The sequence below is a fragment of the Amnibacterium flavum genome (genome assembly GCF_003097495.1).
Lineage (GTDB): Bacteria > Actinomycetota > Actinomycetes > Actinomycetales > Microbacteriaceae > Naasia > Naasia flava.
Genome location: NZ_QEOP01000001.1, coordinates 986,242 through 1,013,085, shown reverse-complemented (window position 1 = coordinate 1,013,085; position 26,844 = coordinate 986,242). Strand labels below are relative to the sequence as shown.

General features: G+C 68.9%; 23 protein-coding genes, 2 tRNA genes and 1 pseudogene. 5 read left to right on the top strand and 21 right to left on the bottom strand.

Translation table 11 applies throughout. The annotated features are described in order from the left end of the window. Positions 1-18 precede the first annotated feature (18 nt). Positions 19-1,050 carry an ABC transporter substrate-binding protein gene (locus DDQ50_RS04790; protein WP_165829690.1) on the bottom strand — a complete coding sequence of 344 codons (1,032 nt, stop codon included), beginning with the start codon at positions 1,048-1,050 and terminating at the stop codon, positions 19-21. A 218-nt stretch (positions 1,051-1,268) separates the two neighbouring features. Here DDQ50_RS04790 and DDQ50_RS04785 point away from each other — a divergent pair, with 218 nt between their 5' ends. Beyond that, entirely contained in the window at positions 1,269-2,180 is a 912-nt protein-coding gene (locus DDQ50_RS04785) for a LysR family transcriptional regulator (protein WP_116755527.1), read from the top strand. A gap of 70 nt (positions 2,181-2,250) precedes the next feature. Here the strand turns inward: DDQ50_RS04785 and DDQ50_RS04780 are convergent, their stop codons facing one another. From DDQ50_RS04780 to DDQ50_RS04720, 13 genes are all read right to left on the bottom strand, one after another. Beyond that, complete coding sequence (locus DDQ50_RS04780) at positions 2,251-2,829, bottom strand: isochorismatase family protein (protein ID WP_116755526.1); 579 nt, start codon at positions 2,827-2,829, stop codon at positions 2,251-2,253. Between the two features lie 80 nt (positions 2,830-2,909). After that, positions 2,910-4,325, bottom strand: coding sequence for a D-alanyl-D-alanine carboxypeptidase/D-alanyl-D-alanine-endopeptidase (locus DDQ50_RS04775; protein WP_240614234.1), 1,416 nt, complete (start codon positions 4,323-4,325; stop codon positions 2,910-2,912). A 58-nt stretch (positions 4,326-4,383) separates the two neighbouring features. Beyond that, a complete protein-coding gene (locus DDQ50_RS04770) occupies positions 4,384-5,130 on the bottom strand; it encodes a hypothetical protein (RefSeq protein ID WP_116755525.1) in 747 nt (248 codons plus the stop codon). 359 nt (positions 5,131-5,489) lie between these two features. Next, positions 5,490-5,565 (bottom strand) — tRNA-Thr (locus DDQ50_RS04765). A gap of 66 nt (positions 5,566-5,631) precedes the next feature. Continuing rightward, positions 5,632-7,164: an alpha/beta hydrolase gene (locus DDQ50_RS04760; RefSeq protein ID WP_240614233.1), complete on the bottom strand. Its 1,533-nt coding sequence runs from the start codon at positions 7,162-7,164 to the stop codon at positions 5,632-5,634. Then, complete coding sequence (locus tag DDQ50_RS04755; RefSeq protein ID WP_205663571.1) at positions 7,161-8,330, bottom strand: DNA polymerase III subunit delta'; 1,170 nt, start codon at positions 8,328-8,330, stop codon at positions 7,161-7,163. The genes DDQ50_RS04760 and DDQ50_RS04755 overlap by 4 nt, the downstream gene beginning before the upstream one ends. Beyond that, on the bottom strand, positions 8,327-8,944 hold the full coding sequence (tmk, locus tag DDQ50_RS04750; RefSeq protein WP_116755524.1) for a dTMP kinase: 618 nt from the start codon (positions 8,942-8,944) through the stop codon (positions 8,327-8,329). The genes DDQ50_RS04755 and tmk overlap by 4 nt, the downstream gene beginning before the upstream one ends. Next, on the bottom strand, positions 8,941-11,709 hold the full coding sequence (gene topA, locus DDQ50_RS04745; protein WP_116755523.1) for a type I DNA topoisomerase: 2,769 nt from the start codon (positions 11,707-11,709) through the stop codon (positions 8,941-8,943). The genes tmk and topA overlap by 4 nt, the downstream gene beginning before the upstream one ends. Positions 11,710-11,837: 128 nt before the next feature. Continuing rightward, complete coding sequence (locus DDQ50_RS04740; protein WP_133245901.1) at positions 11,838-12,209, bottom strand: Rv3654c family TadE-like protein; 372 nt, start codon at positions 12,207-12,209, stop codon at positions 11,838-11,840. Positions 12,210-12,241: 32 nt separating this feature from the next. Then, positions 12,242-12,604, bottom strand: coding sequence for a TadE family type IV pilus minor pilin (locus tag DDQ50_RS04735; RefSeq protein WP_116755521.1), 363 nt, complete (start codon positions 12,602-12,604; stop codon positions 12,242-12,244). Next, on the bottom strand, positions 12,582-12,776 hold the full coding sequence (locus tag DDQ50_RS04730; protein ID WP_116755520.1) for a DUF4244 domain-containing protein: 195 nt from the start codon (positions 12,774-12,776) through the stop codon (positions 12,582-12,584). Before DDQ50_RS04730 ends, DDQ50_RS04735 begins: the two co-directional genes overlap by 23 nt. A 104-nt stretch (positions 12,777-12,880) precedes the next feature. Then, positions 12,881-13,729, bottom strand: a complete 849-nt coding sequence (locus tag DDQ50_RS04725) for a type II secretion system F family protein (protein ID WP_165829689.1) — start codon at positions 13,727-13,729, stop codon at positions 12,881-12,883. After that, positions 13,726-14,673, bottom strand: a complete 948-nt coding sequence (locus tag DDQ50_RS04720) for a TadA family conjugal transfer-associated ATPase (RefSeq protein WP_116755518.1) — start codon at positions 14,671-14,673, stop codon at positions 13,726-13,728. The genes DDQ50_RS04725 and DDQ50_RS04720 overlap by 4 nt, the downstream gene beginning before the upstream one ends. 596 nt (positions 14,674-15,269) lie before the next feature. Here DDQ50_RS04720 and acs point away from each other — a divergent pair. Then, positions 15,270-17,261 carry an acetate--CoA ligase gene (gene acs, locus DDQ50_RS04715; RefSeq protein ID WP_116755517.1) on the top strand — a complete coding sequence of 664 codons (1,992 nt, stop codon included), beginning with the start codon at positions 15,270-15,272 and terminating at the stop codon, positions 17,259-17,261. A gap of 37 nt (positions 17,262-17,298) precedes the next feature. Here the strand turns inward: acs and DDQ50_RS04710 are convergent, their stop codons facing one another. After that, positions 17,299-17,769 carry a RidA family protein gene (locus DDQ50_RS04710; protein WP_116755516.1) on the bottom strand — a complete coding sequence of 157 codons (471 nt, stop codon included), beginning with the start codon at positions 17,767-17,769 and terminating at the stop codon, positions 17,299-17,301. A gap of 11 nt (positions 17,770-17,780) precedes the next feature. Next, a pseudogene (locus DDQ50_RS17195) lies at positions 17,781-17,927 on the bottom strand (DUF4177 domain-containing protein); the annotation flags it as partial. An 89-nt stretch (positions 17,928-18,016) separates the two neighbouring features. Here DDQ50_RS17195 and DDQ50_RS04705 point away from each other — a divergent pair. The 3 genes from DDQ50_RS04705 (at position 18,017) to DDQ50_RS04695 (ending at position 21,676) form a co-directional block, all read left to right on the top strand. Further along, the gene (locus DDQ50_RS04705; RefSeq protein WP_116755515.1) at positions 18,017-20,620 is read left to right on the top strand and encodes a transglycosylase domain-containing protein; all 2,604 of its coding nucleotides are present in this window, start codon (positions 18,017-18,019) and stop codon (positions 20,618-20,620) included. After that, positions 20,608-21,540, top strand: coding sequence for a metallophosphoesterase (locus DDQ50_RS04700; protein ID WP_116755514.1), 933 nt, complete (start codon positions 20,608-20,610; stop codon positions 21,538-21,540). Before DDQ50_RS04705 ends, DDQ50_RS04700 begins: the two co-directional genes overlap by 13 nt. A gap of 62 nt (positions 21,541-21,602) precedes the next feature. Then, positions 21,603-21,676: transfer RNA gene (locus DDQ50_RS04695), tRNA-Pro, on the top strand. 141 nt (positions 21,677-21,817) lie between these two features. Here the strand turns inward: DDQ50_RS04695 and DDQ50_RS04690 are convergent. From DDQ50_RS04690 to DDQ50_RS04670, 5 genes are all read right to left on the bottom strand, one after another. Further along, positions 21,818-22,456: a thymidine kinase gene (locus DDQ50_RS04690; protein ID WP_116755513.1), complete on the bottom strand. Its 639-nt coding sequence runs from the start codon at positions 22,454-22,456 to the stop codon at positions 21,818-21,820. 42 nt (positions 22,457-22,498) lie between these two features. After that, positions 22,499-23,239 carry a DNA-binding response regulator gene (locus tag DDQ50_RS04685; protein ID WP_116755512.1) on the bottom strand — a complete coding sequence of 247 codons (741 nt, stop codon included), beginning with the start codon at positions 23,237-23,239 and terminating at the stop codon, positions 22,499-22,501. After that, positions 23,226-24,365, bottom strand: coding sequence for a hypothetical protein (locus tag DDQ50_RS04680; protein ID WP_116755511.1), 1,140 nt, complete (start codon positions 24,363-24,365; stop codon positions 23,226-23,228). Before DDQ50_RS04680 ends, DDQ50_RS04685 begins: the two co-directional genes overlap by 14 nt. Next, positions 24,362-25,591, bottom strand: coding sequence for a sensor histidine kinase (locus tag DDQ50_RS04675; protein ID WP_116755510.1), 1,230 nt, complete (start codon positions 25,589-25,591; stop codon positions 24,362-24,364). The genes DDQ50_RS04680 and DDQ50_RS04675 overlap by 4 nt, the downstream gene beginning before the upstream one ends. 215 nt (positions 25,592-25,806) lie before the next feature. Then, positions 25,807-26,838, bottom strand: coding sequence for an Rv2578c family radical SAM protein (locus tag DDQ50_RS04670; protein WP_116755509.1), 1,032 nt, complete (start codon positions 26,836-26,838; stop codon positions 25,807-25,809). Positions 26,839-26,844: the final 6 nt, after the last annotated feature.

The window sequence follows — 26,844 nt, the reverse complement described above, 5'->3', positions numbered from 1 at the left end:
CTCCTCCTCGTCCCTGGACTAGTCCTGCGCGTCGGCGACGATGGTCGTGTCGAAGATGTCGGCCGGGTCGGGCAGATCCTCGCGTCCCGAGGCGGTCAGCGCGTCGTACATCGGACCGGCGATGCGCTCCGGATCCATCGCGAAGAGACCGTTCGACTTCGTGTAGTCGCTCTGCACGAGCTCGGTGATCGCGGTGAGCGACGCGACCTCCGAGTCCTCGTCGAGCCCGAGGTCGGCGCCGTAGGAGCCGATGGTGAGCTCGGCCGTCGCGCTGGGATCGTCGATCGTCTCACTCCAGCCCTTCGATGCGGCGCGGACGAATCCCTCGACGGCGTCGCGGTTGCTGTCGAGGAATTCACGGGTGGTAACGATCAACCCGGCGTACGACTCGAACCCGAGATCGGCGAAGGTCACGGTGTTCACGTCGATGCCCTGCAGCTCATACGGGATCGGCTGGTTCGTCACGTAGGCGTAGTACGCGTCGATCTGATCGTCGAACAGCGGTGCGGCGTCGTACCCGACTCGGACGTCCTCGTAGTCGGGCTCCTCGCCGTTCACCCGGAACAGGGTGTCGATGTCGGCGGTGCCGGACTCGTCGGTCCCGATCCGCAGGCCCTTGAGATCGTCGACGCTCGTCACATCGAGGTCGGGGAGAGTCATCAGCCCGGCCGGGGAGGTCTGGTAGAGCGCTCCGACGGCGACGAGGTCGGCGCCGGTGTCGATCGCGTCGATGAGCCTCGACAGGTTCGAGACGATGCCGATCTGCGCCGCGCCTCCCGCGATGACCGCGGCGGTCGACGAGACGTCGCCTCCGTCGAGGAACTCGACGTCGAGCCCTTCATCGGCGAAGTACCCCTTCTCGTCTGCCTCGAAGAATCCGCCGAACTCGCTGTCCTTCACCCAGTCGAGCTGGAAGGAGATCGGGGTGGTGTCGGATGCTGCGCCACCGCCCGCATCCCCCGACGAGCAGGCGCTGAGGGCGAGAAGCGAAACGGCGGCGATCGCCACGGCGGCGATCGGGGTCCTGGTGCGGGCGGTGCGGTTCGTCACGCGGAGACTCCTGGCTGTGAGGGAAGAGGGGAGGAAGTGAACGGTGGGGCGGTGCGCTCTGCGACAGTAGATCGACCGTCACGAGCCTCTCCAATTCGGATCATCACTGTGGTCATAAGATCTATCGATAACCGCATGATGCCGGGGATGGGCCGTCGACCCGGACACCCGAAACCGCGGAAAGTTAACGCCGCCGAAACGCGACGGAAGGAGCGGACGTGGACCTTCGCCAGCTGCGTCATTTCGTCGCGGTCGCGGAGCTGCGCAGCTTCACCGCGGCCGCCGGTGAGCTCCACATGTCGCAGCCGGCTCTGAGTCAGAGCGTGGCCCGGCTGGAGAAGGAACTCGGGTGCGCCCTCCTTCACCGCAACAAGCAGAACCCGGGGCAGGGAGTCCTGTTGACGGTCGCAGGCGAGACGCTGCTCGAAGAAGGGCGCGACCTCATCGCCGCGGCCCAGCGCGCGGAGGAGCGCACGCGGCGTGCGGGGCGCACGTCATCGGGCGTCTCGCTCGCCATGGGCTTCACCTCCGGCACGCCGCAGCACCTGGTCGCGGCAGCCCTGGCTGCGGCCGATGGCATCGACGGCGTCGACGTCTACCCCGTCGAGTTGGACTGGGGCCACGAGCACCAGGCGATAGTCACCGGTCGCGCCGATCTCGCCTACCTGCAGTACGCGGAGGGCACTCCCGTCGCGGGCCATACGGTCACCGGACTCGAGCTCCTCGAACGAGTCGCCCTCGTCCCGACGAACCACCGATTGGCGCACCGTGGCCGCGTGACGTTGGCCGACCTCGCCGGTGAGGCGATCCTCGATCCCGGCTCGGCGGAGGGAGTGCCCGGCTACCGCGACCTCTGGCTGGGCGAGCCGAGACCTGCGGGGATGCCGATCGGCAGGATCGTCGGTCCCCCTGCCCGGACCGTGCAGGAGATGTACTCGTTCGTCGCGGCCGGCCGGGGCATGGCGATCGCCTCCAAGGCGGTGGCCGATCAGTTCCAGCGCGACGACGTCGTCGCGCTTGTCGTTCCCGACCTCGCGTCCGTGGAAGTCGGCGTCGCGCGGCTCGTGGAGGATCGACGCCCTCCGGTCCGCCAAGTCTTCGACGCGCTCTCCCGACTCAGCCGCCTCTAACAGGTCGTCGAGTCGCCCAGTTCGGCCCACAAGACCTCAGGAATAGGGGCCGAACTGGGCAACTCGCGGGTCAGCTGTGGGCGAGTTCGACGCCTGCCGCCTCGAGCTCGCGCAGGGCGTGCTCGCTCGACTCCGCGGCGACCCCCGCGACGAGGTCGGTGAGGACCCGGACGGATTTGCCGTGCTCGCGGGCGTCCAGCGCCGAAGCGCGGACGCAGTAGTCGGTGGCGATGCCGACGACGTCGATGCTGTCGACCGCGTGGGCCTCGATGAGGTCGCGCACCGCGATGCCGTCAGTCGTGCTGCCCTCGTAGATCGAGTACGCGGGCACGCCCTGACCCTTGTGGATGTGGAAGTCGACCTCGGACGTGTCGAGAGCCGGGTGGTACTCGGCCCCGGGCGTTCCCGCGACGCAATGGACCGGCCAGGTGCCCTCGAAGTCCGGTGCCGCATCGGTGGCGAAATGACCACCGTTGTCGTTCGACGCGTCATGCCAGTCGCGGGAGGCGAACACCAGGTCGTAGCTTCCACGGTTCTCGTCGAGGTAGCGGCTCACGCCGGCCGCGACCGCCGCGCCTCCGTCCACGCCGAGAGCCCCGCCCTCGGTGAAGTCGTTCTGCACGTCGATGATGAAAAGAGCCCTCGTCATGCGTCGATTCTACGAACGCGGACGGACCGCTGGCGCACCGCGTTCGTCCGGGTGCCGCCCTGTCGACGGGCCGGTGGGCGTCAGAGGTTCGACAGGTTGTTGCCGCAGTCCCAGAACGCAGCCGTCAGCGCGTCGATCGCCTGCTTGGCACTGTCGCTGACATCGCCGAGCGCGTAGATCGCGAAGGTGAGCGGGGTGCCGTCGGCCGCGTAGATGATGCCCGACAGGGTGTAGCCGTCGTCGATCCAGCCGGTCTTGGCGTGCACAGCCCCGTCAGCCCGTGAGCTGTCACCCGAGAACCGGTCCGAGTAGCTGAGCGATCCGGTCTGACCCGAGATCGGCAGCCCGTCGTAGAGCGGCCAGAGATTGGCCTCCTTGTTCATCACCTTGACGAACAGGGAGGTCAGATACGACGGCGGCACGGCGTTGTTCCCGCTCAGGCCCGACCCATCGGCGATGCGCAGCTGCGAGGTGTCGAGTCCGTACGCGGACAGGCCGGAGGTGATCCCCTGCTGCAACGAGCTGAAACTGCTGCCGGCACCCGCCTCGATGGCCGTGACGCGCGCGAGCCCCTCGGCGATCGTGTTGTCCGAGACGATCAGCGTCTGCTGGACGAGGGTCGAGACGGGCTGCGAGTAGACCTGACCCAGCACTGCGGCGCCGGCGGGCGCGGTGCCGGAGACGACGGAGGGCCCGCCGCCGAGCGCGTCGGCGAACGCCCACCCGGCCCGACCGACCGGATCCTCGCCTCGCGGCGAGGTGCTGCGGTACGGGTTCTCGCGGTCGCCGTCGACCATCAGCGCGGTGATCTGGGGCATGTAGCCGTCGTAGAGCTCCTTGCGGTTCCAGCTCGGCTCCCATGCGTCGCCGGAGAAATAGCTCGCGTCGGTGACGACGCTCGTGATCGGGGTGCCCGCGGTCGCCGGATCCGCATCCCATGCCGCACGGACCTGGCGCGCGAGCTCATCGAGGTGCGGTGCCCCGCTGTAGGTCGATTCGTCCCCCGAGGGCGTGCGCGAGAGCGTCACATCTCCCCCGCCGACGAGCACGACCTGTCCCGGCTCGGTGCCCCGCACGACGCGCGTGCTCATCCGGTAGTCGGGACCCAGCACCGAGAGGGCGGCCGCCGAGGTGAGCACCTTGAGCACACTGGCGGTGCGCGACGCGGTTCCTCCGCCACGGTCGTAGAGCACCTCGCCGGTCGAGGCGTTGACGACCTGCGCCTGGAACTGCTGCAGGCGGCCATCGGATGCGGGGCCGGCGACCGAGCAGGTCCGCAGCCGCGACGGGCCGGGCGCCGCAGCGGGAACGGCGCGGACCTCGACAGTAGGGGTCGGGGTCGGGGTGCTCGTGACGACGGAGGCGGCGGGTGCGCGCTTCAGTTCAGCGGTCGATGCGGTTGCGGCCCCCGCCCAGCCGGCGCCACCCAGCACCAGCGCATAGGCGACGGCTGCTGACGCGATGAGGATCGCGCGACGTTTCCCCGACACAGCCACTCCGACAGTGTACGAAGCGTTCCGGCGAACGGGGCCGGATCGAGCGGAGTTCCCGGTGTCAGAGCTCTGAGCAGTGGGTCCATCGCGCCGCGGCGCGGGCGAAGGACGCGGGCTCGTTCGGGATTCCGCCGTGGGTCATCGCGAAGACGACGCAGACGTCGTCGTCGACCTCGGCGATGTCGGGGCGGTACAGGGATGCGCGGTGCGCGGGCGAGTCCCACCACTTCTGCGCGACCGTGACACCGGTGTTGTCCGAACCTCCGGCGAGGTTGCCGTCGCAGCCGACACTCGGGACGCCGTCGCTGCGGACGGACCCCTCGTGGCCCCACGCGCTGGCGGGATCGGTGCTCGGGTCCTCGGCCATCCAGACGAGGCGCTGCTCCATGCAGGCCCCGTAGCGGAAGTTCTCGACCGGGACGGGGTCGAGGCAGTTCTCGACGCGGATCTCGTTGAAGCGGGTCGCGAATTCGGCCAGGTCGTCGGACGAGGTGCCCGTGATCGCACCGCCGTCGAACGAGATGGTCGCGACACGAGCCGTCGCGCCGGTGATGTTCGCAGCACAGGTCGCGCCGTCGCCTTCCGCCCGATCCCGCTCGTCGATCGCAGCAGCCGCCGCGACAGCCGACTCCGCGGAGGAGGACGCGTCGTGCGCGCCCTGGCGAAGCTGCGCGCTCACCGCGCGCGGGCCGAGATGCACCTGCGACGACACGACCGTCGTCGAAGTGCCCTGGTCCGACGCATCGGCGACCGCGGTGGCCAGGAACGGCAGACCCGCGGCGAGACCGCTGGTGATGATTGTCGTCACCACTATCGATCTGACCGCCGTGCGCACGATGGATTCCCCCCGGAATGCTCTGCGATGCCTCATCCCCCCGGAGGGGCACCGCAGGGACGGAAAAGTTGTCCCGTCGTGAACCAACCTAAGAACCCACCGGGCGGGGGACAAGAGGAATCCGCGCGATCAGCCGTGTTCTGGGGGCAAAACGACGATCTCCGGGACGCAATGGGGTACACGGGCGAGAAACCTCGCCCCCACCCTGAGATGGGCGTTCCGGCGCCGCGCGCACGTTCCGGCCGGCCCCGCACGCCGAAACGTGCGCGCCAGCGGATCGCGAGGCAGCGCTCCACCAAAAAACGGCCACCCCGCGGGGTGACCGTTTCTCGTGGGGCCGCCTCCGGGAATCGAACCCGGGACCTATTCATTACGAGTGAATCGCTCTGCCGACTGAGCTAAGGCGGCACGGCCGGATCGCCCGGCACGGCATCAGAGCTTAGCCGAAAGACGACGCCGCGGCGTTCACCCCCGTCAGCAGGTCACGCCATCGGCGGGAACGGCCCCCTCCACGAAGTAGTCGTCGACGATCCCCACCACGCACGGGTCGCCCGAGTCGTAAGCGATGTGCCCCTCGCCCTCGTAGGTCAGGAGCACCCCGCTGGACAATTGGCTGCTGAGCGCCTCGGCCCACGGGTACGGCGTCGCGGGGTCCCCCGTCGTGCCGACGACCAGGACCGGAGGCGCGCCGTCGCCCTGCACCGGACCGACCTCGCCGTCGAACGAGTACGGCCACAGCTGGCAGACCACATCGCCCAGCACATCGACCTCGTCGCCCGCCGACAGCGGATCCGCGGCGGCGATCTGGGCGGCCTGGTCCGCGAGCACCGCCGGATCGCGCTCAACCGGGTAGTCGATGCAGTTGATGGCGAAGAACGCCTCGAAGAAGTTGCTCCCGTACGAGCCATCCGGCTCACGGTCGACGTAGCTGTCGGCCAGCAGGAAGGCGGTCGAACTGTCACCCTCGGCGATCTCGGCGAATGCCTGGGACAGGTACGGCCAGGTCTGCTCGTCGTAGAGCGCCGACGTGATCGCCGTCGAGACGTAGGCGCTCGTCAGCTCGCGCCCGTCCGATGCTCGCAACGGGGCGACATCGAGCCGATCGAGAGTGGCGTCGATCTGCGCGATCGCGTCATCGACGGTGCCGGAGAACGGACAGTCGCTGCCTCCGAGGCAGTCGGCCAGGTAGGCGCGTAGAGCGTCGGCGAACGCCTTCGTCTGAGCGAGATCGACATCGAAGATCGACACGGTCGGGTCCGTCGCCCCATCGAGCACGATGCGGCCCACCTTGTCGGGATAGCGGTCGACGTACTTCGCGCCGATGTCACTGCCGTAGGAGTAGCCGAAGTAGTTGAGGTCGGTATCGCCGACCACGGCGCGCAGCATGTCGAGGTCGCGCACGGTGCTGTCGGTGTCGATGAACTGCAGGAGTTCGCCGGTGTTCTCGGCGCAGGCGTCGACGAAGTCCTGCGCGCTGGCGGTCACCTCGGCCTGATACTCGGGTGTGCCGACCTCGGCCTCGGGGAGGCCGAACAGGAACTGGTCGAGCTGCTCGTCGTCGTAGCACTCGACCGCGCTCGAGCGGCCCACACCTCGGGGATCCCAGCCGATCACGTCGTAGGCGCTCTGGATGTCGGCGTCGACCGCGTAGTCGACGTTGTCGTGGACCAGCGACCAGCCCGATGCGCCCGGCCCACCGGGGTTCACGAAGAGGGAGCCCTGCCGTGTGCCGGTGGCGTCGTGCCGCACCAGAGCCAGCTCGATGTCGTCGTGGCCTTCGGGATCGTCCCAGTCCATGGGCGCGATCGCCGTCGCGCAGAGCATGTCGTCGCCGCAGCCCTCCCAGACGAGCTGCTGCCCGTAGTACTTCGCGAGCGACGGATCGACGTCCTCGCCCGTGGGCGTGGACGTCGCACGAGGCGGCGCGAACAGGGTGCATGCCGTCAGGGCGAGCACGGCCGTGGCGGCCAGCACCGCCATGGCGGCGCGGGCCGGTGTGCGGGTCACTGCGCTGATCTCCTCACCGCGGCGATGAGCATGGCCTCGAGGGCCAGCGCCGGCGGAACGTTGGCGTCGATTCGGCGGCGGGCCGTCGCCACCGCATCCATGACCGCGAGAGTCGCGGCCGGGTCACCGCCCTCGGCGGCATCCGCGAGCTCGCGCCCGACGGAGACGTTCATCGCCTCGACACCCGACCCGAGCTGGCGCAGCAGCATGTCGCGGTAGAGGGACAGGAGGTCGAGAAGGATCCGATCGATCCCGTCGCGCAGACTGCGGGTCGCGCGGCGCTTCTGATCCTCTTCGAGCGCCTTGATCTGGGAGCGCAGCGCCGGCGGCACCGTGCCACCGCTCTCCACACCCAGGGTGCGGAGCATCGCGGCACGCTCCTCCGCGTCGCGTTCCTCGGTGAGCGCTTCGGCGTCGGCCTTGGCGAGCTCGACGAGTCGCGCGGCGGCGCCCACCGCTGCCGGCACGCTGTGCAGACCGAGCGCCAGCCGCAGCGTCTCGGCGCGGCGCTCGCGCGCGCCCGGGTTGGTGGCGAGGCGGTGCGCCATGCCGATGTGGCTCTGCGCCTCCCGAGCGGCAGCGAGGGCGAGGTCGCGATCGACCCCGTCGCGCGCGACCAGCAGGTCGGCCACGTCGTCGACGGCGGGAACCCGAAGCCGGACGGTGCGGACCCGCGACCGGATGGTGGGCAGCAGGTCGGCGTCGCTCGGAGCGCAGAGGATCCACACGGTGCGCGGCGGCGGCTCCTCGAGCGCCTTGAGCAGCAGGTTGGAGGTGCGCTCGGTCATCCGGTCGGCGTCCTCGATGACCATCACCCGGTAGTGGGAGACCGACGGCGAGTACTGCGACGAGTTGACGAGCGTGCGCACCTCGTCGATCGAGATGATGACGCGCTCGGTGCTGAGGACGGCGAGGTCGGGATGCGTGCGGGCGAGGACCTGCCGTTCGGTCACGTCGTCGGGATCGTCGCCGTCGGACAGGAGCGCAGCCGCGAACGCATAGGCGAGGTTGGAGCGACCGGATCCGGGCGGACCGGTGATGAGCCAGGAGTGGGTCATCGCCCCGTGCGCCTCGCTCGGGTCATGCGCCGAACGGGCCGCGGCCCGGATCTCGCCGATCGCATCGTCTTGGCCGACGAGCTGGTCCCACAGCTTCCCCGATGTCACGGCAGCAGCGGTTCGATCCGCTCGCGGATCGCGAGGGCGAGCTCGTCGACGGGCCTCGTCGCATCGAGGATCAGGAACCGCTCGGGCTCGGCCTCGGCGAGCGCCAGGTAGGCGTGCCGGACACGCTGATGGAAGTCGTCGGCCTCGGACTCGAGGCGGTCGTATTCGGTGCGTTCCGACAGTCGTTCGCGACCGCGCCGTTCGTCGAGGTCGAGCAGGATCGTCACGTCGGGGAGCAGCCCCTCCGCTGCCCACAGTGACAGGTCGCGCACCTCGGTCGGGTCGAGCACGCGGCCGGCACCCTGGTAGGCGACCGAGGAGTCGAGGTATCGGTCCTGCACCACCACGGCGCCGGACTCGAGGGCCGGCCGGACGACGGTGCCGATGTGATGCGCGCGATCCGCGGCGTAGAGCAGAGCCTCGGCGCGCGGCGTGATGTGGCCGCGCCGGTGCAGCACGATCTGCCGCAGTTCGACGCCCAGATCGCTGCCACCGGGTTCTCTGGTGCGCAGGACCGTCTCGCCTCGTTCGCGCAGCCACGATTCGAGGAGGTCGGACTGCGTGGTCTTGCCCGCGCCGTCACCGCCCTCGAAAGTCACGAACAAACCGGTCACGTGGTGGTCTTCGCGCCCTTGGCAGGAGCCTTCGCAGCCGTCGGCTTCTTCGCAGCCGCCGCGGGCTTCTTGGCGGCGGCGGCGGGCTTCTTGGCGGCGGCAGCCGGCTTCTTGGCGGCGGGCTTGGCCTTGGCAGCCGCGCCTCGCTTGGGAGCCGGCCCCTTGGCGCGCTTATCGGCGAGCATCTGCACAGCGCGGTCGAAGTCGATCTCGTCGATCGATTCGCCGCGCGAGATCGTGGCGTTCGTCACGCCGTCGGTCACGTACGCACCGAAGCGACCGTCCTTGATGCGGATGGGCTTGCCGCTGACCGGGTCGGCGTCGAACTCCTTGAGCGCCGACGACGTCCGTGCCGCGCCGTACTTCGGCTGGGAGAACAGCTCGAGCGCACCGGTGAGGTCGATGTCGAAGATCTGATCCTCGCTGGTCAGCGAGCGCGTGTCGGTGCCCTTCTTCAGGTAGGCGCCGTAGCGGCCGTTCTGCGCGGTGATCTCCTCGCCCGACTCGGGGTCGGCGCCCACGACACGGGGCAGGGTGAGGAGACGCAGGGCGGTGGCGAGGTCGACCTCGGCCGGCACCATGCTCTTGAACAGAGACGCGGTGCGCGGCTTCTCGGCCTTGGCGCCGCGCTTCTTCGGCGCGGCTTCCGCCTCGTCGGCGGCCTCGGGTTCGAGTTCGGTCACGTACGGCCCGAAGCGGCCGTCCTTCACGACGATGTCGCGACCGGTCTCGGGGTCTTGACCCAGAACGCGGTCGGTCTGCACCGGGGCGTCGACGAGCTCGCGCGCACGCTCCGCGGTCAGCTCATCGGGCGCCATGTCGATGGGCACGTTGATGCGGCGAGGGGTCTCCTCGCCCTCCTGCGCAACCTCGAGGTAGGGGCCGTACTTGCCGATGCGGAGGGTGATGTCGTCACTGATGACGACGGAGTTGATCGTCTTGGCGTCGATGTCGCCGAGGTTGTCGACGACGGAGCGCAGGCCCCGGTGATCGGCGTTGCCGAAGTAGAACCCGCCGAGCCAGTCGACGCGGTCCTGTTCGCCGTCCGCGATGCGGTCGAGGTCGTTCTCCATGCCGGCCGTGAAGTCGTATTCGACGAGGTCGCCGAAGAAGTCCTCGAGCAGGCGGACGACCGAGAAGGCGATCCAGCTCGGTACCAGTGCCGTGCCGCGCGGGGTGACGTAGCCGCGGTCGATGATCGTGGAGATGATCGATGCATAGGTGGAAGGACGCCCGACACCCAGCTCTTCGAGGGTCTTCACCAGGCTGGCCTCGGTGTAACGAGGGGGCGGCGAGGTCTCGTGCCCCTTCGCCTCAGCGGTGTCGACCGTCAGGGACTGGCCCTCTTCGAGCGGAGGAAGCTTCGCGTCGCCCTTGTCGGTCTCGGCGACACGCTCCTCGTCGCGTCCCTCCTCGTACGCCTGGAGGAAGCCGCGGAACGTGATGACCGTGCCGCTCGCCGAGAAGGTGGCGAGGGTGTCGGTTCCCGCGGGGCGCGCTTCGATGGTGACGGTAGCGGTCGAGCCGCGCGCGTCGGCCATCTGCGATGCGACGGTGCGCTTCCAGATGAGGTCGTAGAGCTTGAGATCGTTGCCGCGGAGCTCGCTGGAGAGCGATGACGGCGTGCGGAAGGTCTCACCGGACGGACGGATGGCCTCGTGAGCCTCCTGCGCGTTCTTCGACTTGCCGGAGTAGACGCGGGGCTTGTCGGGAAGCGAGTCGGCACCGTACAGGGACGCGGCCTGCGTGCGAGCCGCATTGATCGCCTGCGCCGACAGCGAGGACGAGTCGGTTCGCATATAGGTGATGTAGCCGTTCTCGTAGAGCGACTGCGCGACGCTCATCGTCTGCCGAGCGGAGAAGCGCAGCTTGCGAGCAGCCTCCTGCTGAAGGGTCGACGTGGTGAACGGAGCCGCGGGACGGCGCGTGTAGGGCTTGGCCTCGACGCTCTTCACGGTGGAGGTGGTCGCCGAGTCGAGCAGCGCGTCGGCGAGAGCTGTCGCGGACTCCTCGGTGAGGACGCGGACTCCGTCGGCGAGCACACCCTTGTCGTCGTAGTCACGACCGGTCGCGACGCGCTGGCCGTCGAGCCGCACGAGGCGCGCCTCGAATGCGGACCCGCTCTCGGGAGCGAAGCCCGCGGTGATGTCCCAATAGCTGGCGGACACGAAGGCGAGGCGCTCGCGCTCGCGGTCGACGACGAGGCGGGTCGCGGCGGACTGCACCCGGCCTGCGGAGAGCCCCGGGCCCACCTTGCGCCACAGCACGGGAGAGATCTCGTAGCCATACAGGCGGTCGAGGATGCGGCGGGTCTCCTGCGCGTCGACCAGTGCCGTGTCGAGCTCGCGGGTGTTCTCCCGCGCCTTCTCGATCGCGTCCTTCGTGATCTCGTGGAAGACCATGCGCTTGACGGGGACCTTGGGCTGCAGTACCTGCAGGAGGTGCCACGCGATGGCCTCGCCCTCGCGATCTTCATCTGTTGCGAGGTAGAGCTCGTCGGCGTCCTTCAGGGCGCGCTTCAGGTCGGCGACCGTCTTCTTCTTCTGCTCGGACACCACGTAGTAGGGCTCGAAGCCGTTCTCGATGTCGACGGAGAACTTGCCGAGAGACCCGGTCTTGAGCTCCGCGGGCAGGTTCTTCGGCTCGATCAGGTCGCGGATGTGACCCACGGACGCCTGGACCTCGTAGCCCGCGCCGAGGTACGCGGCGATCGTCTTCGCCTTGGCGGGCGACTCGACGATGACGAGCTTTTTGCTGGCAGGCACGTGGTTCTTCCTTGTCGACGGAAATGCAGGAGCCGCACCCTCTCGAGATGAGATGGCTGTCGGAACCCGCCGGGACACCCATCGGGGCGCATCACCGCACACCATACACAGGTGCGCTCTTCCGATACCTAATCATCGCCCGCACCTCCGACGCCGTGTCGTTCGCTCTGCGCGGAGGGCGGGCCGGCCCGAGACCGTCCTTCGAGCGGGAGCCCGAGCACCTCGTCGGCGACCACGATCGTGACGATCGCGCCGTGCACATCGCAGCGTTCGACCCGCACACCGTTGAGGGAGGCGACCGACTCGGCCGCCTCGCAGGGCACGCCGGGGAGCGCCCCCGACGCGGTGTCCGCCGCCGCGAGCGCCGACGCGTCGGCGGCGGCCGCGACTCGGCGCGCCGAGGAGAAGCCCATATATAGAGGGAGCGTGGTGGCGGCGACGAGGACGATCGCCGCAACGAGCGCGATGATCAGAGCGCTGCCCGCCCCGGCATCCGTCATCGCTCGGTCTCGGATCACCGCGTTCGTGCGGTTCACAGCCCACCGGCGAGAGCACAGCTGGATGCGGAGAGCTCGATGCCGAGCGCCGAGGTCAGGACGGGAACGCCCCGGCCGGTGAGCGTCGCGCAGACGAACTCACCCTTGGTCGACGGGCTGAACCGCGCCGGCCCCGACACCAGGAGCGCGCGTTCGGATGCGACCGCCACACTCTCGCCTCGGGCGAGGGATCTGGCACCGACGGCGGCGGCGTCGCTGTACCGCACCTGCTGCGCCGCGATCTGCAGCATGCCGAGGCAGGCGGCGAGAACGAGGAGCACGGCGGGCATCGCGACGGCGAGCTCGGCGGTCGCGCTGCCGCGCTCGCCGCGCGGGTCAGCCCGCGAAGGTGAGCGCATTGCGCACGAGGTCGGTCAGGATCCCGCGCACCTCGTCCGAGCGGAGGATGACGACGAGCAGCCCCGCGAATCCGACGGCCGCCATCGTCGCCACCGCGTACTCGGCGGTGGCAGCCCCCTCGTCAGCGGAAGTGAAGCGGCGGACGAGGGCGCGGATCGGGGATGTGGGCATAGTTGCCTCCGAGTCGGTGAGGGGAACGGGATCCGGCACTCCCCCGAGTCTGCGCGGGCGTCCGTCGCGGCAACGGCTCGCGGTGGACTGCCGTGGACAACCGGTCACCCCGCCGCGACGGTGGAGGACACGACCGCGATCAGGGCGGGCACCACCCCGAGCAGCAGGAAGGCGGGCAGCACGCAGAGTCCCAGCGGGAGCAGCAGTGTGTGAGCGAGTCGCTCGGCCGCGATCCGGGCTGCGATCGCCTGCTCGCGACGGATGAGCATCGCCTCGCCGCGCAGCAGGGCGGCGACGGGTGCCCCCGAGCTCTGACCGAGCGCGACGACCGCACGGGCGCGATCCGCTCCGCCCGGATCGAGTCCTCGGGCGGCCGCTTCGCGACCGGCGAGGTGGATGGCCCCCTCGGGAGGGAGCCCGCCCAGCAGACCGATGGCCACGAGGTCGAGGACGAGTCCGCCGACGCTCGGATGAGGAAGCGCATGCCGGATCAGGCGTCGCGACCACAGTGCCCCCGATGCGCCGAGTCCCAGCCCTCCGACGAGACAGACGCGCCCCACGGGGGAGCCGATCAGGACATCGAGCACACCGAAGCCGAGAGCAGCTGCCAGGACGATGCCGGCGAGAGGCAGGGCCGATACGAACAGGGCGGTCATGCGGGGTCCGACCGACGCGACCTCGATCTCGCGTGCCGCGTCGGCGAGCGACGTCAGAGAGGCGGACACGTCTCGCAATGTGCGGGCGAGCGGGGACCCGCTGACCTCGGCGACCGCGAGAGCCGCGGCGACGGCTGCCTGGGCGTCCGGGACGCCGCCTCCGCTCTGCGGATCGGAGCGGGTGAGATCGGCCATCGCGCTCGATGCCGGTACCCCCGCTGTCAGAAGGGTCGCCGCGCGCTCGACGTCAGCCGCCAGTGCGCTGAGCGTGCGGGAGGCCTGCCGCTGGCGACTCACGTCACGAGCGGTTCGACCACCAGGCGCCCGTCGGCTCCCACTCGGGGCCGCCCCAGGGCGACGAGCACTCTCCGTCCGTCGCGGCGCTCGAGGTGCACGACGACATCGATCGATCCCGACGCGAGCCGGGCGAGCGACTCGGGCGAGAGGCCGGCGAGGTCGCCGAGGGCCTCGAGCCGCGTCGACACCTCCTCGAGCGAGCGTGCGTGCAGGGTGCCGGCTCCCCCGTCGTGTCCGGTGCCGAGCGCCATGAGCAGATCGCGCACCTCCGCTCCGCGGCACTCGCCGACGACGATCCGGTCGGGTCTCATCCTCAGCGCCTCGCGCACGAGTTGAGGCAGTTCGATCGAGCCGGCGCCTTCGATGTTGGCCTGTCTCGCCTCGAGTGCCACGACGTGCGGGTGCCCGACGGAGAGTTCGGCGACATCCTCGATCGTCACGATGCGTTCGTCATGCGGCACCGCCGCCAGAACCGCGGACAGCAGCGTGGTCTTGCCGACGCCCGCAGCGCCGGTGATCAGCAGGTTGGATCGGGTGCCGACGCATGCCCGCAGGATCCGCTCCTCGGCGTCGTCGAGCATGCCCCACTGCACCAGGTCGGAAAGTTCCGGCGCCCGCGCACGCGGGATGCGGATCGAGATGGTGGTGCCTCTCACCGCGACCGGCGGCAGCGCGGCGTGGACGCGGATGCCGCCGTCGAGCCTCACATCGACGCAGGGCGACGCGTGATCGAGGTGCCGACCGCCCGATGCGACGATCCGAGCCGCGAGACTGCGAAGGTCATCGGGCGCCATCGGCGGCCAGCTGATCTCGCGGCGGAGCCCGCCGGCCCCGTCGATCCAGAGCTCATCGCTCCCGTTCACCAACAGGTCGGTCGTGTGCTCGTCGACGTACGACGCGAAAGGCGCGAGCACCTCGGGCAGCGCGAGACGGTGATTCGGCACCGCTCGTACCCCATCGGGGCCGGTTGTACCCCGATCAGCCTCCGTAGCCACCACTTCTCTCGACGGTCGAGACACTGTCGGACGAACGTCGGGAATCCGACCGTCCGGCGCGGGAATCGAGTCGAACCACTGCACATCCCGACGCTACGAAACGGGCGCACTGCGACCGACGAGATCCGGAGGCGCTGTGGGGAGAGAACTACATGTCGTATCTGTGGAGGACCTGCGCACCAGGTCTAGTGGTTGACCGCCGCGATCGGAGAAGCGCGCGCGGAGCCGCCGACCGAGGATCATGCGCGTTAAAAGGAAGGGGCGGCATCCATTGGGGGGAACGGATGCCGCCACAGCAACGCTGGATTGGGGGGAATCGTTAGCGCTGCATGTCAAAGCTTGTTTGACGAAGCCAGTGTACCCCTGACGGGGGTGTTCGCAAGAGTGTCTTGAACCACTTTCCTCTCTTCTGAGCGACTCCACAGGCACGACCCCCCACTGGGTCGCGTGTCCCTCCGGATGAGCGCGATTGCCGCTCGCGGTAGGGTCAGAATGTCCGGGCCCAGTGTGTTTGCCCGGCCTCGACGCGAAGGAGCGAACAGGTCATGACGGATACGCGAGAGAGCAGCACGCGGGACAACGCCGCGCATTCGGAGCGCTTCGCCCCATCGGCCGAGTTCGCTGCCGGCGCTGTCGCGTCCCGCGACCTGTACGACGCCGCCGAGGCCGATCGTCTCGAGTTCTGGGCCGACCAGTCACGGCAGCTGATCCACTGGCACAAACCTTTCACCGAGGTCCTCGACTGGTCGGGCGCACCGGTCGCCCGCTGGTTCGGCGACGGCGAGCTCAACGTCGCCTACAACTGCCTCGACCGGCACGTGCTCGCCGGCAACGGCGACCGCGTCGCTCTGCACTGGGAGGGCGAGCCCGGCGACACCCGAACCCTCACCTACGCCGAGCTGACGGCCGAGGTCAAGCGCGCAGCCAACCTGCTCACCAGTCTCGGCATCCGGCACGGCGACCGGGTCGCGATCTACCTTCCGATGATCCCCGAGGCCGTGATCGCGATGCTCGCCGTCGCCCGGATCGGGGCCGTGCACTCCGTCGTCTTCGGCGGGTTCAGCGCCGAGAGCCTCCGCGCCAGGATCGACGACGCACAGGCGAAGCTCGTCATCACCGCCGACGGCAGCTGGCGCAAGGGCAAGGTCAGCCCCTTGAAGCCCGCGGTCGACGCCGCCCTCGAGCGCGGCGAGACGACGGTCGAGCATCTGCTCGTCGTGCGTCGCGCATGGCCCGACGGCGAGAAGCTGAACTGGGTGCAGGGACGCGACCTGTGGTGGGACGAGGAGATCGCGCAGGTCGACGCCGACCACGTGGCGCGGGGATTCGAGGCGGAGAACCCGCTGTTCATCCTCTACACCTCGGGAACCACGGGCAAGCCGAAGGGCATCCTGCACACCAGCGGCGGCTACCTGACCCAGGCGGCGTTCACGCACCGCAACGTCTTCGATCTCCACCCCGAGTCGGATGTCTACTGGTGCACCGCCGACGTCGGCTGGATCACCGGACACAGCTATGTGGTCTACGGCCCGCTCGCCAACGGCGCGACCCAGCTGCTCTACGAGGGGACCCCTGACGCACCCGGTCCCGGCCGCTGGTGGGAGCTCATCGAGAAGTACGGGGTGACGATCCTCTACACCGCGCCCACCGCCATCCGATCGTTCATGAAGGCCGGACGCGACATCCCCGAACGCTCCGACCTGTCGTCACTGCGGTTGCTGGGTTCGGTGGGCGAGCCCATCAACCCCGAGGCCTGGCTCTGGTACCGCTCGGTGATCGGCGGCGACAGCACCCCCGTCGTGGACACCTGGTGGCAGACCGAGACCGGCGGGATCATGATCTCGGCGCTCCCCGGAGTGACCGAGACGAAGCCCGGCGCCGCCCAGGTGCCGCTGCCCGGCATCTCCGTCGAGGTCGTCGACGATGCGGGTGAGCCGATCGAGCACGGCGACGGGCTCCTCGCGGTGACGAAGCCGTGGCCCGGAATGCTGCGCGGCATCTGGGGCGACCCCGAGCGATACGTCGAGACCTACTGGTCGCGGTTCGCGGATGCGCCCGACGGCCCCTGGTACTTCGCCGGCGACGGCGCCCGCAAAGACGAGGACGGCGACATCTGGCTTCTCGGCCGGGTCGACGACGTCATGAACGTGTCGGGTCACCGGCTGTCGACGGCGGAGATCGAGTCCGCGCTCGTCGCCCACCCGTGGGTTGCCGAGGCTGCGGTCGTCGGAGCATCCGACGAGACGACCGGTCAGGCGGTCGTCGCCTTCGTGATCATCCGGGCCCGGCACCGGGAGACCGTGTCCGCGGAAGGCGCCGACTCGTTGCGCGGGCACGTCGCCGAGCAGATCGGCGCCATCGCGCGCCCCCGTCAGGTGTTCGTGGTGGATGAGCTGCCGAAGACCCGCTCGGGCAAGATCATGCGGCGCCTACTGCGCGACCTCGCCGAGGGACGGGAGATCGGCGACACGACGACTCTCGCGGACACGACCGTCATGCAGATCATCACCGACGAGGTCAACGACTCGAGGTCCTGACCGCCCATGCGGCAGGGCCCCGAGTCGTCAGCGGAGCTCAGGCGAACTCGACCACGATCTCGACCTCGACGGGCGAGTCGAGGGGCAGGACGGCGACGCCGACCGCCGAGCGCGCGTGCACTCCGGCGTCGCCGAATACGGCACCGAGCAGCTCGGACGCTCCGTTGACCACGCCCGGAGCACCGGTGAACTCGGGTGACGAGGAGACGAAGCCGACGACCTTGACCACCCGGACCACGCGGTCGAGGTCGCCGATCACGCTGGCGACCGCGGCGAGAGCGTTGAGGGCGCAGGTCTGGGCGTACTGCTTGGCGCGCTCGGGATCGACCAGGCCGTCACCGTTGCCCACTTTGCCGGTCTCGGGCAGAGCGCCGTCGGTCATCGGGAGCTGGCCCGATGTGTAGACCAGATTGCCCGTCACGACCGCTGGCGTGTAGGCGGCGAGCGGCGGCACGACCTCGGGGAGGGTGAAGCCCAGTTCGGCGAGACGGTCGGTGATGCGGGCCATCAGGATTCCTCCGCCGGACGCTTGAGATAGGCGACGAGCCCGCCTTCGGGACCCTGGACGACCTGCACCAGCTCCCACCCCTGCGAGCCCCAGTTGTTGAGGATCGCGGCGGTACTGTGCACGATCAGCGGAGTGGTGACGTACTCCCAGGTGGTCATATGAATCCCCTTTGAATCCCTACTGGGATGCAGTCGGCGCCCCCGAGTCGGTGGCCGGTTGCCAGCTCGGATCACGTACCCTCAATGATATGTCTGCCCGTTTCCGGCTGCCGAACGGCCGTATGGGCTCGGTCCTCTCGTTCCTCGGCCTCAGTGTGGTCGCAGGGATTCTCGCCACGGTCGCGGTGACTCCGGCGATCGCGCTGACGGGGGTCGCAGCCAATAGTTCGATCGGGATGTTCGAAGAGCTCCCGACATTCCTGCGCGTCGACAACCTCCCGCAGAAGACCACGATCTACGCCCACCGCACCATCGACGGCAACGACCAGAACGTACCCATCGCCTCGTTCTACGCGGAGAACCGCGAGAACGTCACCTGGGATCAGATCGCCCAGGTCGTGAAGGACGCGGCCGTCGCCGCCGAGGATCCGAGGTACTACGAGCACGGCGGGGTCGACCCGCTCGGGGTCGTCCGCGCGGCGATCTCGAACGTCATGGGCGGCGACGTGCAGGGCGCTTCGACGATCACCCAGCAGTACGTGAAGAACGTCCTCGTCGCCCAGGCGACCGGTCTCGCGACCGAGGAGGAGCGGGACGCCGCCTACGAGGAGGCCACCTCGGTCAGCTTCGACCGCAAGCTCAAGGAGATGCGGTACGCGATCGCCCTCGAGAAGCAGTTCTCGAAGGACGACATCCTGCTCGGCTACCTGAACATCGCTCTCTTCGGCGGTCGCGTCTACGGAATCCAGGCAGCCGCCCAGTACTACTACGGGGTGAACGCCTCCGACCTCAACATCAACCAGGCCGCCAGCCTGATCGCGATCGTGAACAATCCGGCGAACCTGCGGCTCGACATGCCCGACGACCCGGACAACGGTGCCGCGAACGGCTACGCCCTGACCAAGGCGCGGCGCGATTACGTGATCGACAGCATGCTCACGCACAAGCTGATCGATCAGCAGACCCATGACGACGCGATCGCGGCCCCCATCGAGCCGTCGATCCACGACGCGCCCGTCGGGTGCACCGCGGCGGGCAACGCGGGCTTCTTCTGCGATTACGTGGTGAACACGATCCGCAACGACCCGGTGTTCGGCGAGACGGCCGAGGAGCGCTACAGCAATTTCATCCGCGGCGGGTTCGACGTGTACACCAGTCTCGACCTCGACATGCAGGACGTCGCTCAGCAGGCGATCGACGAGAACATCCCCAAGACCCGGTTCGATGGGGTCGATCTCGCGTCGGCGGCCTCGGCGGTCGAGGCCGGCACCGGTCGCATCAAGGTGATGGCTCAGAATAAGGACTTCAACGACTCGGGCGACGCCGCAGCCGCCGGCGAGAACTTCTCCGCTGTCAACTACAACGCCGATTCCGACTACGGCAGTTCCAGCGGATTCCAGGCGGCGTCGACCTACAAGGTGTTCACCCTCATCGCCTGGCTGCGGGCGGGGCACACGCTGGGCGAGTCGTTCAACATCTCTCCCAAGACGTACAACCAGGCCGACTTCAAGGCCTGCGACGCCACGTACACCGGCGAGTACCAGGTTGCGAACGACGCCAACGAGCGCGGCACCCGCACCGTCATGCAGTCGACGGCGACGTCGATCAACGGCGGATTCATGCAGATGGGTCAGCAACTCGATCAGTGCGACATCCGCAAGGCCGCGACCGATCTCGGTGTCCACCGCGCGGACGGGGCTCCGCTCGAGGACAAGCCGTCTGCGATCCTCGGCACGAACGAGGTCGCGCCGCTGACGATGGCGGCCGCCTACGCGGGGATCGCGAATCATGGACTGTTCTGCACGCCCGTCGCGATCGACCGCATGGTGAAGCCCGACGGGACCGACGCCGCCATCCCGGCGTCGCTCTGCTCGCAGGCCATCGAGGCTCCGATCGCCGATGCAGCGGCGTACGCGCTGCGCGGCGTCATCGAGGGCGGATCCGCGACCGCCTCGAACCCGTACGACGGAGTCGAGCACATCGCGAAGACGGGAACGAGCGACGGCAACACGACGACATGGACGACCGGCGCCAGCTCGAAGGTCGGCCTGTCGGTGCTGGTCGGCCAGGCCTCGCTGCCGGCAGGACTCGACGAGTACGCGAACCTGCGTGCGCTCGATCTCGACAGCGGCAGCGCGGCGACCGCGCGTCACCGGATCTGGCTTCCGATCATGGAGGCGATCGACGCCCGTCTCGGCGGCGACGACTTCGTGACACCCGACTCCAAGTACATCCGCGGCGTTCAGGTGGCGGTCCCCGATGTGACGGGTCAGACCCTCGAGCAGGCGAAGGCCGTCATCGAGGGTGCTGGATTCACCTTCCAGGACGGCGGAACGCGCGCCTCCGATGCAACCGCTGGTCTCGTCATCGCGATGGATCCGGCCGGGGGAACCCAGACGGGCAAGGGGGCGACGATCACGGTCTACACGAGCGATGGGAGCCAGGCGGGCGCCACGATGCCCAACCTGACGGGTCAGCGCAGTGACGTCGCGCTGCAGGCTCTCGCCGCGGCGGGGGTGGACACCTCTAAGGTCACGGTCGCCTACACGGCGACCGGCGCAACTGTCGCCAACACCTGTGTGGTCGCCGCAACCGATCCGGCCCCGGGTGCGAAGGCGACGATCAGCTCACCGATCACGCTGACCCTGTACTCACCGACGGGTGCAGTGCCGCCGACGGGATGCCCGCAGTGATCCGCCGCGCTCTGTCCATCGTCGGGGCCGTCGCCGCGGTCGGGGCGGCGGCGTTCGCCTACGGGAGCCTGATCGAGCGTAACGCCTACGTGCTGCGCCGCGTCTCGGTGCCCGTCCTGCCCGCCGGTTCGCGGCCGATCCGGGTGCTGCACCTTTCGGACCTGCACATGGCGCCGTGGCAGAAGCGCAAGCAGGACTGGATCCGGCAACTCGCGGACCTGCATCCCGATCTGATCGTGGACACCGGCGACAACCTGGGCCACGAGCGTGGACTCGAGGGGATCAAGCGGGCGTTCGAACCGTTCGCGGGAATCCCCGGGGTCTACGTGTGGGGGTCGAACGACTACTTCGGCCCTCAGGCGAAAAACCCCTTCCGCTACTTCCGCAAGTCAACGCACTCGAAGAGCTCGGGCGCCCTGCTCGACCGACCGGGGCTGCAGACCTACCTCGACAGCCTCGGCTGGAAAGATCTCGACAACACGGCAACGACGTTGACCGGGGGCGGTGTCGCTTTCGAGCTGTTCGGCACCGACGACCCGCACCGCCACTTCGATCGGCTCGATCTGGTGTCAGCGGCGATCGACGAACTGCGCGCCGACGACCCGGATTGGGCGGACGTGACTCTCGCGGTCACCCATGCGCCGTATCAGCGGGTGCTGAACTCGTTCGTGACCAACGGGGCCGATGTGATCTTCGCCGGACACACTCACGGCGGGCAGGTCGCGGTACCGGGGTACGGCGCGCTGGTCACGAACTGCGACATCCCGCGCGAGCAGGTGAAGGGCCTCAGTCTGTGGAATCATGCGCGGCGGGTGGCATGGCTGCATGTTTCCGGGGGTCTCGGCACGTCGATCTTCGCTCCGGTGCGCTTCGCGAACCGTCCCGAAGCGACACTGGTGACCTTGACGGCGGCTTCCTGACGTCCGCGTCGTGAAGCACTGCTCTCGATCGGCTAGAATCGAACCTGCTCTTCGGGGCACATCGGGGTGTGGCGCAGTTTGGTAGCGCGCTTCGTTCGGGACGAAGAGGTCGTGGGTTCAAATCCCGCTACCCCGACAGATGAGCAAGGCCCTCGCCGCCAGGCGGGGGCCTTACTCATTTGTCGGGGTATCCGCGGAGAGGTACCCAGGGCCCACTGGCGCACGAGTGTCAGCTTCCACATGCTTCGACCCGCTTCGAGGCCGTGCCCGGCCGCCGCTAGGCGACGCGGTGGGCGTGGTCGTCGCGGCCGGCGAGGAGGCCGCCGCTCTCCTCGAGATAGCAGGCACCGCAGAGCGACTCGTAGGTGACGTCCTCGAAGGTGTCGATCGCGACCTGGTCGCCGTCGAACACGAAGCGGTCGCCGATGCGTCGGGCGTTGAACAGCGCCTTGCGGCCGCAACGGCAGATGGTCTTGAGCTCCTCGAGGCTGTGGGAGATCTCGAGCAGACGCCGGCTGCCGGGGAATGCGACAGTCTGGAAGTCGGTACGGATGCCGTAGGCGAGCACGGGCACGTCGTCGACGATCGCGATCCGCAGAAGGTCGTCCGCCTGCGTCGCGGTGAGGAACTGCGCCTCGTCGACGAGGAGGCAGGCGACGCGATCCCCGGTCTCGTCGGTGACGCGCTGCGCCTCACGGTGGAAAGCGGTGTCGATGTCGTCGTCGGGGGTGACGGTGAAGTCCACGGCGCGTTCCACACCGAGGCGGGACTGGATGCTGCGATCGCCCTTGACATCGATCGCCGGCTTGGCGAGCAGCACACGCTGACCGCGCTCCTCGTAGTTGAACGCGGCCTGCAGCAGGGCGGTGCTCTTGCCGCTGTTCATGGCTCCGTAGCGGAAGTACAGCTTGGCCACGCGGCTCCTTAGGTCAGCGCGCTGAAGCGCACGCAGGCGATGTCACTGCAGATACCCGTCCTCGGCCGCACGACGGATGAGATCGGCTTTGCGGCTCGCGGGTCGGTTCGCTTTAGCGTACTTCTCGCGCACCCGGCGCAGGTACGTCTTGGCTGTCTCGTACCGCACGTTCATCAGCTCGGCGACCTCGTTCGTCGAGTGGCCGGCGACATACAGCTTGAACGCCTCCCGCTCCCCCAGGCTGAGCTTCGGGCGGTTCGGCGACTCCGCACCGATGGGGAGCGGCCGCCAGTCACGCTGCAGGTCGGTCTCGCGGGAGAGGCCCATGACCGTGCGGGCGAGGTCCATGACCTCGCGGAGAGGTTGCGCCTTCGAGACGAAACCGGCCGCGCCGGCGGCGAGCGCACGATCGCGCGCCTCGTTGGTCTCGAGGCCGCTGAGCACGATGACCTTCGCACCGGCCGCCCGGCAGGTGCGGACCCGGGCCTCGATCGAGACGTGCTCCTTCAGCTGGAAGTCGAGCAGCACCAGCTGGGTCGGGAAGTTCGCGCTGTGCACGAGCTCCAGCCACGTCTTGGCGCTCAACGCGACCTCGAAGTCGGGAGCGTTCGCGGTGATCCAACTGCTCAGGCTGTCGAGCAGGACCTCGTGGTCGTCGAGGATGGCCACACGGATGCGGGGCTGATCGAATGCCGCCGCCTCGGGCGCGGGGTGGTGGGACGCGCCTCCGATCAGGGTGGGGATGCTTCCGGTCAGCGTTGAATCCGGGTCACGGTCGCTCATAGCTGAACCTCACTTTCAACGTGTCGTCGATGATGTCGTAGCTGAACTCGGAGAAGACGGCTGAGCCGACCGCGAGGTACGGTCGCAGGCTCACCACCGATCTGCGCAGAGATGGTCCGGCGCTCGCGACCAGCAGCGCCTCGCAGAAGAGTCCGGCCGGGCGGAGCGAGATGCCCATCGACTCGGGCGCGACGCTGTCGCGGAGCGCGCCGACGAGGGCGCGCAGCGAGGCGCGCTGATCGATGTTCATGAAGCGGGCGAGATCCTCGTCATCGTGGACCGCGCTGGGGTGCATCGCAGGAGAGCCGGCGCCCTGACGGCCCGAGAGCAGATCGTCGAGCCACGACCTCTCGGTGTCGGCGAGCATGACCGCTCGGATCGAACCCGCGAGCTCGGCCGCACGATCCACATCCTCGGCGGTCACCGATCCTCGCTCCACGAGGCCGGCATAGAACGGCACGACGTCGCGGTTGAGGATGCTGACACGGGTCTGCTGAACAGCCCGCGTGATGGCGACCTCCTGTCGCCGCGCCTCGTCCTCCGTCGACGCGAGCGCGTCGTCGCGCCAGCGCCGCAGATACTCGAGAACCGTCTGCGAGAAGACGACACCCGCGATGGGAAGAGCGAGGACGGGAACGACTGCGGCGAGCTGCTCGAAGCCGCGCACACCGTCGGCATCCGCAGCGGGGGCCATCGAGGTGACCACCCCCACCCAGGCAGCGGCCAGAGCGGTCATCGCGACGATGTCGTTCATCGGGCGGTAGGGGACCATCGCCAGCAGGAGGAGCGCGAGGGCGTAGGGAGCCCACTGTCCACCGGGTGCGCTCGTCCCGGTGCCGAGCGCGGCGAGCCACTGCGCAGCGAGGCCCAGCGCGAGCACAGTCAGCGCCCAGGGCCGGCCGAACGGCAGCTGGCGGTGCCCGGTGCGGATCACGAGGAGCGCCGCCGCGGCCGCCTCGAGGATGACGGCCCCCGCAGCCGCGGACGGATCGGTCACGAAGTGGCCCGACGTGTACGCGAAGACCACCGAAAGCAGGACGACCGCCACGGCGGTGACCGCCGTGAGGCGTCGACCAGCGAGTGCGCCGAGCGGGTCGACCCGTTGCAGGGATTGTTCGCGGATCACATCGCCCCCTGGGGCTGACGCGCGGAACTCGCGGATTCATCGGGCGGCGAAGCCGAGTCGGAGACGGGAACGCTGAGCAGCACCGAGGTGCCCCGCCCGGGCGACGACCAGATCTTCACCTCCCCGTTCACGAGGCTGAGCCTCCTCTTCACGGAGTTGCGGAGTCCGAGCCTGTCGGCGCTCACCGCCTCGGGGTCGAAACCCTCGCCGCTGTCGATGACCATGACCGACACCGTCCGGTCGTCACCGAAGACGACCACCTCGGCGGTCGGGCTGCCGGAATGCAGGCGGACGTTGGCGAGAAGTTGACGGACCGCGAGCGCGACGGTCTCCACGACCGAGGGTTCGACCCGGGACAGCGCGCCGAGATCCCCGGTGGTCTCGACGTGGAGACCGAGGGCCGCAGCCTGCTCGGAAGCGGCGGTGATGGGGGCAGCGTGGCTGACGTCCTCGCTGACGATCGGGCGCTCGGACCAGTCCTGTCCGATGATGGCGTGCAGATCGGATTCGAGACTGTCGGCGACCTTCCGCGGAAGCGGACCGACCGGGCTCGACGCGACGGCGGCGAGGGACCCGAGGACGGTGTCGTGGAGGAGCGCGGCAGCACGGGCCTCGACACCGATCCGCACCTCGGCGAGCTTCTCGTCGCGAGCGGCGCGGTGGATGTCGGGCTGGGCTCGCCGGGCGTATCGGGTCGAGGTGCCCGTTACGAAGTAGATCGTCACGATGAGGAGAGCGGCGAAGGGAACGGTCGGCTCGACGGGAGGGAGGACTCCGCCCACCGCTGCCCCGACGGCAGCTCCGACCGCTCCGGCGCCCAGGCCCGCGACCGACATCACGATGCCGCGTCTGTACCCTCCTCCGGCTGCCCCTGTGAGGACCAGGGCGATCCAGAGCGCGGCGATCACGTAGGCGTCCACCGATTCGAGTCGGCTCGGCATCACCGCGGCGACGACGGTCGCCGCGGAGAGACCGGCGGCCCCGAAGACGAGGTAGATTCCGGCTGTCACGAGCGACGGCCGGCGCGAGAGGAAGACGAGCAGAACCGCGATCGCGACCGAGACCGTCACCAGGAGGACGATGCCGCGCGGCGGATTACTGCCGATCAGGAGCAGCGACGCGAGGATCGCCGAGGCGAGCATCAATCCGGCGAGCACATGACCGGCACGGGATATGGCTGCGGTGACGACGCGTGACGCGAGATGCGCGGGAAGTCCGAGCGACACTCCGTCTCCTCACAGTCGTGGCGGACCAGACGCCCGTGAACAGCTCCTGCCTCGGTTGCCGTCCGGGTCGATTATTACAGCGCTGACCGACATTTTGTACCCCGATTGGCAGATCGGGCGACATTTGCCGCCGGGATTCGCCGAATTCACCCCGGTACTGGGTACACATCGGGTCGCGCCCCCGCACGGGAGCCTCGACGAAGGCCGTCGCCGGCTCAGAACAGGGTGAGATCCCGAGCGGGAGGAGCCTGTCGGACAGCTCGCGAGAACATGGCCCCCGTTGCGGGATCTGCACGACCGGTCTCGAGACCGCTGGCCCGCCTCGCCTCGGAGAAACGGGCGGCGAGCCACTTCTTGTACTCCTTGGGCGCATGCGTTCCGCCTCGGTACAGCTCCTGATAGCGCGCGACGAGGTCGGGGTGCGTGCGCTCGAGCCAGGCGAAGTACCACTCGCGGGTGCCGGGCTTCAGGTAGAGAGTGGAGTGCAGCACCGATGTCGCCCCTGCCTCGGCGAGCCCGCGCATCGCCTGGGAGAGGTGCTTCTTCGTGTCGGTCAGATACGGCAGGACCGGCATCACGAACACGCTGCACGGCAGGCCGTGCTCGCGGACCGCCGCGACCGTCGCCAGCCGAGCCGAGGTCGACGGTGTGCCCGGTTCGACCGCGTGCTGGAGGTCGTCGTCGTAGATCGCGATCGACATGGCGATATCGACCGGCACACGCGTCGAGAGATCGGCCAGCAGCTCGAGGTCGCGGCGCAGCAGTGTGCCCTTCGTGAGGATGGAGATCGGCGACCCCGACTCCGCCAGAGCGGTGAGGATCTGCGGCATCAGCTTGTACCGGCCCTCCGCGCGCTGGTACGGATCGGTGTTCGTGCCGAGCGCGACCGCTTCACCGTTCCACGACGCCTTCCGCACCTCTTTGCGCAGCACGTCGGCGACATTGACCTTCACGATGATCTGGCGGTCGAAGTCGTCGCCCGCGTCGAGCTCGAGGTAGCCGTGCGTCGGACGCGCGAAGCAGTAGACGCAGGCGTGAGTGCAGCCGCGATACGGGTTGATGGTCCACCCGAAGCCCATCGCGGTACCCGGCACCTTGTTGAGCGCGGATTTCGCCATCACCTCGTGGAAGGTGACTCCCGCGAACTCGGGCGTCTGCACCGAGCGGACGAGGCCTGAGATCTTCGCGAGCCCCGGGAGCGCGTCGGACGCGACTCCCGTCGACAATTCCTGACCAGCCCATCGCATTCGGAC